Raw genomic sequence first — 11,440 nt, 5'->3', positions numbered from 1 at the left:
GGCTCGACCCAATAAACGCTTGGGGAGAGAATACCTCTACTTTTTCAGAAGCAATTCTGTCTAAGCAAGTAATCTCTGTGAACCAAGAATCCCCGTCTCTTTAGAGCGGGGAGTGTCAACTAAGGTATTCTATGAGGGGGAGCAGAAAAATCCCGCCTCGAAGCTGGTTGTTGTTGAAAAAATCCGTAAAAAATAGTTGCGCTCTTGTATAATCCGCTAAAATCCAGAGAAATAGCTTTTGCCATGGCGACTACAGAAGCATTGAACCCCAGTCAGTTCTCACTCTTAACCAACCTCACCGCTGATCGTTCAAGTTCACCCAACCCACAACAAGAAATGGACAAAGTTATCATTCTCGTTAATGCCGAAGCTCAAGCCAGTGGTCAGATGTCTCGGCTATCGCCCGTTACCGAAAAGATGGTGATTGCCTTGAAAAATGCAGTTCCTAAATCCTTGGCGGTGGAGGTGACGGGGACGGCTTCTTTGTGGTCAAAAATGGAGTCGGGTAAAACCAGCCAGAATAATCTAATCTGGTGTCCCTTAACAATTCAATTACCCAATTGGGTGAATTTTCCTGGTAAAAAAGTTTATCAAGCTTGTCGGGATATCGAGGAAAGACGCACTTGGGTTTCCCATACCCTGCACTATAAAACCAGTCAGGGAGATTCTTCTTTTGGGGATCTTTGGTTGCCGATCACGGTGACATCTAAGGGTTTAGAATACGGTGAGGTAATCGGAGAAGGCATGATCCCCAACGCCTACAGTCAACCGATTAGTCTAGAAAGAGAGAGTCTTAAGTCTTTACATCGGCTGGCAGCGCAATTACTCGATAATTTACAGGCTCCTGCTTCTGTTTATTTGCTACAGTTTCGTCTGGCTCATCGAGAAGTGGTTTTTGATCGTCTCTGGCCTTTTCCTGCCGCACCTGCGATCGCTTCTCTGCGCGGTCAACAGACAGACCTCTATGCAGCCTACTGGAATTGTTTACGTCGGCAAGCAATGCTCGATCATTCCTTGGCAATTTAATCCAGTAGCAGAGAAAAACTGTCTAACTTTGCCCACAACAGCGATCGAGCCCTAAACTAGCTAAAATTAAATCACTGACGGCGTTAGCGATGGCAAATTCACTATAAAAACTTTCGGAGGGGATGTAAGACCAAAAGCTGGGCGTAAGTCCGTCTTAAGGAACCCTCCCCCGTGAACTGTCTAGCAGTAATGTATTAAGTTGACAAAAGGGATACTTTGGCAGAATATTTAGCGTAGCGGCCGCCATAAAAACACGGCTTTTGTCCGTTCCAACTTTCGAAGATGCCGAAATATTCGCTAATTATCCCGATTTATAACGAGGAAGAAACCATTCCAGAACTCTATCGCCGTGTCAGTGACATCATGGATAGTTTAGATGATTCTGTGGAACTGATTCTGATTAATGATGGTAGTGGGGACCGCTCCTTAAAATTAATGCGGGAACTACAGGAAAGAGATGCTAGGGTCTGTTACATTAGCTTTGCTCGCAACTTTGGCCATCAGGCAGCAGTAACGGCAGGACTTAATTTTGCTAGGGGTCAAGTTATTGTTGTCCTCGATGCCGACTTGCAGGAGCCACCGGAATTGATTCCCAAAATGATTGAGTCTTGGCAAGCCGGTTATCATGTGGTTTACGCCCAGAGAACAAAACGGAAAAAAGAAAGTTGGTTTAAACGCCTGACTGCCTACGTTTTCTATAGATTGCTGCAACAATTAGCCGACGTGGATATCCCTGCGGACACGGGGGATTTTTGTCTGATGGATCGTCAGGTAGTGGACGTGTTAAATTCTATGCCAGAACGGAATCGTTATATTCGCGGTTTGCGCGCTTGGATTGGTTTCCGACAAACTGCTGTTAAATTTGAGCGGGATCCCCGGTTTGCCGGCGAAGTCAAATACACTTTTAAAAAATCCTTAGCCCTAGCGATTAATAGCTTGGTGTCTTTTTCTAAGATTCCCCTGCGTCTTTCCACTTATTTAGGCTTATTTTCTGCTTTAATTGCCCTGTTTATGGCTTTACTGGTTCTCTACTGGCGCTTACAGGAACCCGAATCTCCCGTTACTGGTTTAGCTACTATCTTGATCGTTGTGTTTTTCTTGGGTTCGGTACAATTGATCAGTGTCGGCATATTAGGGGAATACATCGGGCGAATTTACGAAGAAGTTAAAGGCAGACCCGCTTATACGATCGCTGAGATCGCTGGGTTGGAAATCAATTAAACTTTTAAAACAACTATCAATTAATTCTTGTTGATTGATGACCTACGGACAAATAAACTTATGATGGACCAGAAAAAATATCTACCTACTCGATCGGCCGCTAATTTCGGCAAGTTTTTGATTATCACTATTTTAGTAATCGGTATAGGATTACGGTTTTTCAATTTAGAGCAAAAAGTCTATAGTGCCGACGAAGTTAGAAGTATCATGCGTTTTTCGGGATACACGACCCAAGATGTCGAAGATATGGCTTTTATTGGGGAAATTATTGACAAAGAAAATTTACAGCATTTTCAACATCCTAATTCCGAACGCTCTCTATCCGATGCCTTGCGCTCTATGATGAGGAATCCGGAACATCCTCCCCTATACCATTTGTCAGCGCGCTTCTGGATGCAGTTAATCCCCATCGAACATTCGGTCAGAACTTTCTCGATTTTCTTAAGCATCTTAGTCATTCCTTGCCTTTATTGGTTATGCCTAGAATTGTTCGATTCCTCCCTAACAGGCTGGATAGCGATCGCTTTATTCGCTGTTTCTCCCTTTCAGATGCTCGTGGCTCAAAACACTACCCAGTATAGTCTCTGGACGATAACAATTATTTTATCGGGAATTGCTCTTTTACGAGCAATCCGTAAAAATACGCTTAAAAGTTGGCTCTGGTATAGCCTGAGTTTAGCCTTGACTTTTTATACTCATTTACTTTCCGCTCCTGTGGCTATCGCCCAAGCTTTATATGTGATTCTTCTAGAGAGATTGAAAATTACAAGAACAGTTGTTAGCTATATATTGGCAGCTGTTGGCAGTTTAGTTTTATTTAGCCCTTGGCTATTCGTGATTTTTACTAACCCAGGCAACCTCGATGCCAGCAAGCATTACTATGCACTGTTTAAAAATAGTATCAGCCAAATATCTCAAACCTTATTCCGTCATACTGGCCATGTATTTGTGGATTTCTTTCACCGCAGAGGAAGATTAGAATCGGCCTTACATATATTGATTTTATTGTTGGCTCTCTATTCTCTCTATCATCTGATTCGATATACCTCCCCCAGAGTTTGGCTATTTCTCCTCACGCTGATCTTGATACCAGCACTATTTCAAATTGTCCCCGACTTATTATTAATACCATCGATTCGCTCCCTACAAGCCAGATATTATCTACCAGTATTTTTAGGAATGCAGATTTCTATTTCCCACCTAATCGCTAGTTATATTGGCTCAAAATCGCCAAAAAATTGGCTTCACTATTTAGGACAACAAATCTTGCTAATTTTCCTGCTACTAGGTATAGTATCGGGTGTATTTCTGGGTTTAACTCCTGATGCGGCTTTAGACGATCAAAGAGGTACAGCCAGTGGAGCTAATCTAGAAATCGCCCCTGTTTTAAACTCCATGACCAAGCCGATAGTTATCAGCGATAATACCCCTAGTTTCTTTTTGGCATTATCCTATTTAGTTAACGATCAAGTTAAGTTTCAATTATTTCAGGATGGCGATGTGGAATCCTGGCGGCAAAAACTCAATCTCAAGGAATTAGCCCAAAACTACAGTAATATCGTCGTGGCACATCCCGAAGAAGATTTTGTTAACTTCTTAAATGAGCAATACCCCATTCGTACAAAAAAATTAGCAGGACCGCTAATAGAAATTAAACTCCAATAGCAGAGAAAAACTGTCTAACTTTGCCCACAACAGCGATCGATCCCTAAACTATCTAAAATTAAATCACTGACGGCGTTAGCGATGGCAAATTCACTATAAAAACTTTCGCGAAAATCAAAAGCCTGCATCTCGGTAACGATCGCAATTACCAAGCTACCGAGATCGTTTTCCCCTTCCAAACGCTGACGCAGAAAAATTTGACTAGCGCGTTCAGCGATAGTTTCATTAATAGCTTCGGGAATAAATTCTGCATCTAACCAACGATGCAAAGCGGTGCGCAGCCAAGTTTGTTCCTGTTGGGGATTTTCGATCGGTGGTAAAGTAATAGGTGGAATTGGTGCGGGATGATCGGGCATAATTAGAGAATGATCAGGCTACGAGACTGAATTCTTGGGGGGAGTCGTGGATACCGCCTCTATTATACAAGGATACGCACGCGGTTACTTTCTCATGGCCGATGAGGGGGGGCGATTGGATTGGTATTCTAGTAAAAATCGCGCTCTTATCCCTCTCGATCGGCGTTTTAGGTATCCCAAGTCCCTAAAACGAGTTTTGAATCAAAATCGCTTTAGCGTGGCTATTAACCGCGATTTTGCTGGGGTTTGTGCCGGTTGTGCCGATCGCTCGCTGACTTGGATTTCCCCGGAGTTAATCCAAATCTATCAGCAATTACACCAAGCCGGTTGGGCCCACAGTTTCGAGACTTGGCAAGGGGATCAATTAGCGGGAGGGATTTTAGGTTTGGCAATTGGCGGGGTTTTTATCGGGGAATCGATGTTCTATAAAATTCCTGATGGTTCTAAGGTAGCCATGGTCAAGTTAGTCGAACACCTTAGAGAACGGGATTTCTGTCTATTTGATGCCCAAATGCAAAATCCCCATCTGGCTAGATTTGGGACCTATACTATCTCCGAAAAAGAATATCATCCCCTACTTGAAGGCACTCTGTTGAAGCATTGCCATTTTGTTTAAGTATTGTTTGCTGAATAAATCTAAAAACCTTGTTGTAGAAGACTTTTAGACTTTTTTCCCCTCAAAAAGTGTCAGCCCTTGCAGTGGTCGGGGGGAAAATTCAGGGACTTTTTCCCTGAAAATTAGGTAATTGACCCCCTGAAAATCGGTAAAACCCCACACCCCAACCCCCAACCCCCAACCCCCAACCCCCAACCCCCAACCCCCAACCCCCACCGAAAAACTTTTTGCCGCAGACCCTAAGTATTGTTTCCGATTGTGGCAGTCATCTTAATAGTGACGTACTAATTTTTCGTTTTGGGGGGCCAGTCGTCACGATTCAGTCGTCAATAGCAAATTAGGCTATACTTCATCTTTATGAAAAAAGCTGTAAGAATCGACCTCGAAAATGTCTTGACCATGGAACCCGATTCGAGGTATTCTATCAGGGTAGATCAGACAGTAATGAAATTCAGATTTAAATTGGCAATGTTAAACCAGTTAAAAATTCTAATTGTTGATGATAATGAAGTAGATCGGATCGCCGTGCGCCGATTCTTAAGAACATCGGAGATGGCGATCGAAATAACAGAAGCCGCTGACTATCAAGAGGCTAAAGAAAAGATGTCCAATAATTTTTTCGACTGTATGTTTATCGATTATCTTCTACCCGATCAAGATGGTTTGACTTTGGTGCGGGAAATTCGGCAGCAGGGAGTTAAAATACCCCTAATTGTCTTAACCGGTCACGGAGACGAAGGAATTGCCGTAGATATGATGAAAGCCGGTGCTTCCGATTATCTGAGTAAATTTCGTCTTTCTGCCGTGCACTTAAATCAAGCGATGCGAAACGCCCTAGGCATCTATGAAGCGGCACAAGAAGTGGCGATTGCCAAACAAGAAAAAGAGCAATTGGCTAGACAAAAAGAAGATTTTGTTTCGAGGATGACCCACGATTTGCGAACTCCCCTAGTATCTGTCAATCACATATTAGAACTATTTCAAGAAGGTTTATACGGTGAGATTACTCCCGAAATGAGTCGAGTTATTAAGGTGATTATTCGCAGTAATACAAATCTCTTGGAAATGGTTAATAATCTTTTGGAAGTTTATTGTTATGAAAACGGCGAAAAGACACTTAATTTTACTAAATTAAAGATTATCGATATTCTCGAAGAAGTCTGTCAGCAGTTAACTCCCCTTGCCCGAGAAAAAGGACTAGAATTAAGCTTAAATGCCGAAAATGCTAGGGAAATTTTCCTAACTGGCGATCGCTTGGAACTGCGGCGCGTTTTTACCAATCTCATCGGCAATGCGATTAAATTTACCCAAAAGGGTGATGTGAAAATTCATCTCATCCCCGCTACAGAGGAAGATACTTTTGTCACCATTGTCATCGAGGATACTGGTATAGGCATTTCAGCAGAAGAACTACTCCGGATTTTCGAGCGCCTGTACTCCGGTTCCCCAGACACTTCCAACAATGGGTTAGGACTTTATCTCTCCCGTCGCATTATCGATGCTCATGGGGGAACTATTGCCGTCACCTCAGAATTAGAACGGGGTAGTAGCTTTTCTGTCCGTTTACCTAAAATGTCAGCTTGAAGGCTCTCGGTTTGACACCTTGTACGATGAAAAGCTTGGTAGATAAGGTAACTGGATGAACAGGGAATCCCTCGCATGAGTGCGAGGGGAGCGTCAACTGTCTAGAAAGATCGATAATAGAAAAAATACTTTCTGCCGATCGGTCACTGTTAATGGCTTCTAATTGGGATATCTTGTTAATACAAGCGGCGCGTCAGGGCAATCGGGCGCGGGTTCAAGCTTTACTGAGTCAGGGGGCAAATGTCAACGCCACTGATGTGCAAAATACTACGGCTTTAATCTATGCCGTGCAGGGGGGTCATAGGGAAATTGTGGCAATTTTGCGAGAATTTGGGGCTGATATCAACAAAAGTAAACAACCTCAAGGTTTAAACCCTCTCATGTTAGCGGCTGCGCTCAATCACAGTGAAATCCTTGCTCAATTAATCGCCGCCGGTGCTAATGTCAATCAGGTCAATCAAGATGGTACACCCGCACTAATGATTGCCACTTATAAGGGTCATACAGCGATCGCAGAACAGTTATTAATCGCTGGCGCTCGGGTCAATATGCGCGATCGGGATGGAGATACGGCTTTATCTGTAGCTATTAGCCAAAATTACGCCGCAATCGTCCGTTTACTGCTCGATAGTGGTGTAGATGACGAAATCCGTCAAGAAGCTTGGTTACAAGCTCTCACCGCTAATTGCCCAGAAATCCTCGAATTGTTTATTACCCGTGGTATGCCCCTCGATTCTCCCACTTTATCTGGGGAAACTCCCCTAATTTTGGCTGTAGAGAGGGGAAATCTCGGCAGCATGCAAACTTTACTGCAAGCGGGAGCAAATCCGAATATCAGCACGGAGGAGGGAGAAACTGCCCTCATGATCGCTGCTGCTGAGGGATATTTCGATATTGTCCGACTTTTACTCGCTAAGGGGGCCAGTGTTGACAATCAAAATCAGGCTGGAGAAACGGCCCTGCATTTAGGGACGATCGAAGGACATCTAGAGATCGTCCAGGCCTTACTACAAGCCGGCGCTTTTGTCAATCACCGTAACCATTTTGGGGATACACCCCTGATCATCGCCACGATGCAAGGATACGAAGCGATCGTTTTAGAATTGTTAAAACAGGGAGCGGAGCCTAACCTAACTCAGCAGGGAGAAACACCGTTAACCTTAGCTCTACAGCGCAAATTGGCCGAAATCTGCCGTTATCTCCTCGACTACGGGGCTAATCCCAACGCCTTTTATCCCGATGGCAAAACCGTCCTCATGAAAGCTTGTGAGGGCAATAATAGTCAACTGGTGCGCCGGTTAATCGATATCGGTGCTGATGTCAATAAACTCGATTTTAGCGGCGCTTCCCCTTTAATGTGGGCGAGTTATCACGGTTGTCTCGACACGGTTAAAGTTTTGTTAGACGGGGGAAAAGTGCACTTAAATCAGAAAAATCAAGGGGGAATGACCGCTTTAATGTTAGCTAAATTTAATCACCATCAGGCGATCGTTTCTTTATTACAACAAGCAGGAGCGATCGAGTAAGCTGCCCGCGCATTTAAATTGCTTGTGGAGATGAGGCGATCGGCGATCGGCAGGAGATAGGGTGTTAGGGTTTTAGGGTGTTAGGGTTTTAGGGTGTTAGGGTTTTAGTTGAAATTCCCCCACTTCCCCACTTCCCCACTTCCCACTTCCCCACGAGAAACTTTTTGCCGCAAACCCTAGATAGTCAACAGCTTACCATGACCACAGTGATATTATCAGAACCGCCAGCTTTTTTGGCCGCTGCCACTAAATTCTCGACAATTTCCTGACAATCAGCACCGGTTTGCAAATAATCGCTAATTTCCTCGTCGGACACTTCTTCCGTCAAACCATCACTACAGAGAATTAAACTATCGCCAGATTGCACATCGAGGGGAGATACCGTCACTGGGGGCAAATCGCGACGACCGAGACATTGAAATAAAATGTGTCGCCAAGGGTGGTTTTTCGCATCTTCTTCGGACAGATCGCCCATTTTTATCGCCCTAGCTATCCAAGTATGATCCTCCGTCACCTGTTCTAATTTTTGCTCACGAAAGCGATAGAGACGGGAATCACCAATATGGGTGTACCAAGAGCCATCATCTCGGAAGATAGCCATGACTAGGGTTGTCCCCATGTCCTGTCTTTCGGGATTTTTGAGTTGATCTTCAATAATCTTCTCGTTAGCGGCAGTAATTGCCTCCTGCAGCAATTCCCCGGTATTCAGGGGCGAATTCCAGTGTTCTTCTAGATGAGCTTGGATAGTTTCAGTGGCAATTTGACTAGCTTCCTGGCCTCCCGCATGACCCCCCATACCATCGGCAACGATAAAAAAGCGGCGATCGGGGTCGATATAATAACTGTCCTGATTAACCGATCGCACTACACCAGGATCGGTCATTCCTCCAAAAGAAAGGTTGTTCATCGAAATTTCTGCTTCTAACACAATAACTTATTATCCCGTGATCAATTACATCATGCGATCCTGACGTTGAATTTTCTGCCAAAGTCTCAACAAAGCTACCCCCGGGAAAAGCGCAATTCCTAACGGCAATAAGGTCAACCAACCAAAACCACTGACAAATAGAAGCGTCGCTGAGACAATTAAAGCACTGATAATTAAAGTATAGTTGGTTCCCATTTGGATCATACCCAATCGCCGCAAAAGTCGCTCAGATTCGCTGGAACGCACCCGGACACGGATATCACCCCGTTCTAATTTTTCGATCGTATCATCGATGCGTCGGGGTAAACTCAGGGCGGTGCTGCTCACTTGGGCTGCTTGTCGTCCTAACTCATCGAGGATATTACTGCCATTATTTCCTGTCATATCATGTACTAATTGCAGGGCAAAAGGTTGGGCCACTTCCATAAAGTTAAATTCGGGATCGAGTCCTTTGCCTACCCCTTCCAGGGTAGAAAATGCCCGCATGACGAAGGTAAAGGTAGCGGGAAAGCGAAAAGGCTGGTCGTAGGCGATTTCATAGAGATCATCGCTGATAGCGGCCACGGATTGCTCCTCAAAGGGTTTATCCATGAAGTTATCGAGCATATACTGGATCGAGCGCCGCACTGCTCCCATATCACCATTTGCAGTTAATGCTCCTAAATCTACCAGAGAAGTGACCACGCGATCGGCATCTTTTTGGGCAATTCCTAAGAGAGTCTGCATTAGTTTTTCGCGCACGTTGGTTTTAATTTGTCCCATCATGCCGAAATCGTAGAAAATTAACGAGCCATCACTATCAACGGCGATATTGCCGGGGTGAGGATCCGCATGAAAAAAGCCGTTATTGAGCAGTTGAATTAAATAAGCTTTGGCTCCCAGTTTAGCCAACAATTTGCGATCGAGTCCTGCCGCTTCTAGGGCTTCATAATGACTGATTTTGATGCCGGGGAGGTATTCTAGGGTTAAAACCCGGGGAGAGGTGTAGCGCCAATAGACTTTCGGTACTTTGACCCAATCTTCCCCGCGAAAATTACGGCGAAAAGTGTCAGCGTTGCGACCTTCGTTGAGATAATCGGTTTCTTCCCAGAGAATTTTACAGCATTCTTCATAAATACCCGTCCAATCGCGACCTTTCCCCCATTTGGGATGATTTTGGAAGTATTGGGCGATTTTTTTCAGGATGGCCAGATCGATACTAAATAATTTTTTCAATCCGGGCCGTTGGACTTTGACCACCACATCTTCCCCGGTGTTCAGTTGGGCCCGGTGAACTTGTCCTAAACTAGCGGCTGCTAGGGGGATGGGATCGAAGCTTTTAAAGAGTTTATTCAGGGGTTTACCGAGGGATATCTCGATAATTTTGCTGGCCTGTTCGTAGGTAAATGCGGGAACCTGATCCTGTAGTTTCGAGAGTTCTTCCACATATTCGAGGGGAAAAAGATCGGCGCGGGTGGAGAACAGTTGACCGACTTTAATAAAAGTCGGTCCCAATTCTAACATGGTTTCCCGAATCCAAGCGGCCTGTTTTCTGCGTCTGCCGGCGAGTTTTTCCTCGCTATAGCCGCCGTTATAGCTCCATTTTTTACCGTTGAGCCAGAATTGATAAAGTACAGTCAGAACGAATCGCCAAATATCTAGACGACGACGATTGATCGAATAGTTTTCTCGATTCCAACGATAGCTATTTTTGGCGACTTGGAGGGCCGGCATTGCTGGGTTTAACTCTGGGGTAACGGGGACGGGTAGAAAGGCTGACACGCAATTTTTGGGGCTTTAAAGCGACTAAAAGAGGGTTTTGGGTTAATTCTGATGGTTTTTTAGTTCCGAGCGCAATTGGGCGATTTCGGCGCGCATTTCGTCGATGTTTTCCTGCACATCGGCACTGGAGGAACCACCGGACTCTGTACCAGTATATACTCCCTTTTCCATGGCTTGATCGGCTCTCATTTGCACTTCTTCGACGAATTGCCGCAGGTTTTCCCGTTGTTCGGCATCAAATTTGCCTAATTCGCTTAAAGCGTTGGTAAAAGCATCTTCTAGCTGTTCACCGATCACTTCAGCGATCGCTCGTCCGAGGAAAAAGGCGTGAATAACGGGGTTAGTCATAATCTTAAATGGATGTTTTCGCTTCGGGGTTTGTGGACGGGAAAGGCAATAATAAATTCCCTAACTACTAGGTTAGGCGACAGAACCAGAAAAGGCAAATCGTTTTTCTGAAAAGGGAGGTGAGACCAAATCCGTTTTCAATAGTGTGATTAACTCTCAAGTTATGAATTGTTTCTCCCTTCTCCCCACACCCTACACCCTACACCCTACACCCCACTCTCCTATGCCTTTTAAACAGAATTTAGTATTGTAAAGTTTCAATACAAATATAGTCATATATAGTCAAGCACGGTAATATGTGAACACGAAACTATCAGACTAGGCAAAAAAAAACAGGAATAAGTTATCGAACGGCTTGGAGGTGGTGGAAACAAGGGAATTTAACAGGCTATCAATTGCCTTCCGGTAC

General features: G+C 44.5%; 10 protein-coding genes. 6 read left to right on the top strand and 4 right to left on the bottom strand.

Going from position 1 to position 11,440, the window contains the following annotated elements:
• Positions 1 to 243 precede the first annotated feature (243 nt).
• From EWV84_RS05640 to EWV84_RS05630, 3 genes are all read left to right on the top strand, one after another.
• Positions 244 to 1,026: a hypothetical protein gene (locus EWV84_RS05640; RefSeq protein WP_287077040.1), complete on the top strand. Its 783-nt coding sequence runs from the start codon at positions 244 to 246 to the stop codon at positions 1,024 to 1,026.
• Positions 1,027 to 1,308: 282 nt separating this feature from the next.
• A complete protein-coding gene (locus EWV84_RS05635) occupies positions 1,309 to 2,247 on the top strand; it encodes a glycosyltransferase family 2 protein (RefSeq protein WP_287077038.1) in 939 nt (312 codons plus the stop codon).
• Between the two features lie 60 nt (positions 2,248 to 2,307).
• The gene (locus tag EWV84_RS05630; RefSeq protein ID WP_287077012.1) at positions 2,308 to 3,912 is read left to right on the top strand and encodes a glycosyltransferase family 39 protein; all 1,605 of its coding nucleotides are present in this window, start codon (positions 2,308 to 2,310) and stop codon (positions 3,910 to 3,912) included.
• A 14-nt stretch (positions 3,913 to 3,926) separates the two neighbouring features.
• Here the strand turns inward: EWV84_RS05630 and EWV84_RS05625 are convergent, their stop codons facing one another.
• Positions 3,927 to 4,268: a DUF8822 family protein gene (locus EWV84_RS05625; RefSeq protein WP_045358156.1), complete on the bottom strand. Its 342-nt coding sequence runs from the start codon at positions 4,266 to 4,268 to the stop codon at positions 3,927 to 3,929.
• 34 nt (positions 4,269 to 4,302) lie between these two features.
• Here EWV84_RS05625 and aat point away from each other — a divergent pair, with 34 nt between their 5' ends.
• The 3 genes from aat to EWV84_RS05610 all read left to right on the top strand — a co-directional run bounded on the left by aat (position 4,303) and on the right by EWV84_RS05610 (position 7,994).
• Positions 4,303 to 4,884 (top strand): leucyl/phenylalanyl-tRNA--protein transferase, encoded by a 582-nt coding sequence (gene aat / locus EWV84_RS05620; protein ID WP_287077010.1) that lies wholly within the window; start codon positions 4,303 to 4,305, stop codon positions 4,882 to 4,884.
• 468 nt (positions 4,885 to 5,352) lie between these two features.
• A complete protein-coding gene (locus tag EWV84_RS05615) occupies positions 5,353 to 6,468 on the top strand; it encodes a hybrid sensor histidine kinase/response regulator (RefSeq protein WP_323801799.1) in 1,116 nt (371 codons plus the stop codon).
• 125 nt (positions 6,469 to 6,593) lie between these two features.
• Complete coding sequence (locus tag EWV84_RS05610) at positions 6,594 to 7,994, top strand: ankyrin repeat domain-containing protein (RefSeq protein WP_323801798.1); 1,401 nt, start codon at positions 6,594 to 6,596, stop codon at positions 7,992 to 7,994.
• Positions 7,995 to 8,178: 184 nt separating this feature from the next.
• Here the strand turns inward: EWV84_RS05610 and EWV84_RS05605 are convergent, their stop codons facing one another.
• From EWV84_RS05605 to EWV84_RS05595, 3 genes are all read right to left on the bottom strand, one after another.
• The gene (locus EWV84_RS05605; protein ID WP_287077004.1) at positions 8,179 to 8,901 is read right to left on the bottom strand and encodes a Stp1/IreP family PP2C-type Ser/Thr phosphatase; all 723 of its coding nucleotides are present in this window, start codon (positions 8,899 to 8,901) and stop codon (positions 8,179 to 8,181) included.
• Positions 8,902 to 8,946: 45 nt separating this feature from the next.
• Complete coding sequence (locus tag EWV84_RS05600) at positions 8,947 to 10,635, bottom strand: ABC1 kinase family protein (RefSeq protein WP_287077042.1); 1,689 nt, start codon at positions 10,633 to 10,635, stop codon at positions 8,947 to 8,949.
• A 90-nt stretch (positions 10,636 to 10,725) separates the two neighbouring features.
• Positions 10,726 to 11,031: a DUF6825 family protein gene (locus EWV84_RS05595; RefSeq protein WP_287077003.1), complete on the bottom strand. Its 306-nt coding sequence runs from the start codon at positions 11,029 to 11,031 to the stop codon at positions 10,726 to 10,728.
• Positions 11,032 to 11,440 lie beyond the last annotated feature (409 nt).

The organism is Microcystis sp. M_QC_C_20170808_M3Col, from assembly GCF_007095505.1.
In the GTDB taxonomy this organism is placed as follows: Bacteria; Cyanobacteriota; Cyanobacteriia; order Cyanobacteriales; family Microcystaceae; genus Microcystis.
The sequence above is the reverse complement of the archived record's forward strand: the minus strand, read 5'-3'. Positions and strand labels throughout refer to the sequence as shown.

Excerpts from the sequence above, each read along its gene's own strand:
- EWV84_RS05635 (WP_287077038.1), top strand. The coding sequence starts at position 1,309 with ATGCCGAAATATTCGCTAATTATCCCGATTTATAACGAGGAAGAAACC.
- EWV84_RS05615 (WP_323801799.1), top strand. The coding sequence starts at position 5,353 with ATGTTAAACCAGTTAAAAATTCTAATTGTTGATGATAATGAAGTAGAT.
- EWV84_RS05595 (WP_287077003.1), bottom strand. The coding sequence starts at position 11,031 with ATGACTAACCCCGTTATTCACGCCTTTTTCCTCGGACGAGCGATCGCT.
- EWV84_RS05625 (WP_045358156.1), bottom strand. The coding sequence starts at position 4,268 with ATGCCCGATCATCCCGCACCAATTCCACCTATTACTTTACCACCGATC.
- EWV84_RS05605 (WP_287077004.1), bottom strand. The coding sequence starts at position 8,901 with ATGAACAACCTTTCTTTTGGAGGAATGACCGATCCTGGTGTAGTGCGA.
- EWV84_RS05600 (WP_287077042.1), bottom strand. The coding sequence starts at position 10,635 with ATGCCGGCCCTCCAAGTCGCCAAAAATAGCTATCGTTGGAATCGAGAA.
- EWV84_RS05640 (WP_287077040.1), top strand. The coding sequence starts at position 244 with ATGGCGACTACAGAAGCATTGAACCCCAGTCAGTTCTCACTCTTAACC.
- EWV84_RS05630 (WP_287077012.1), top strand. The coding sequence starts at position 2,308 with ATGATGGACCAGAAAAAATATCTACCTACTCGATCGGCCGCTAATTTC.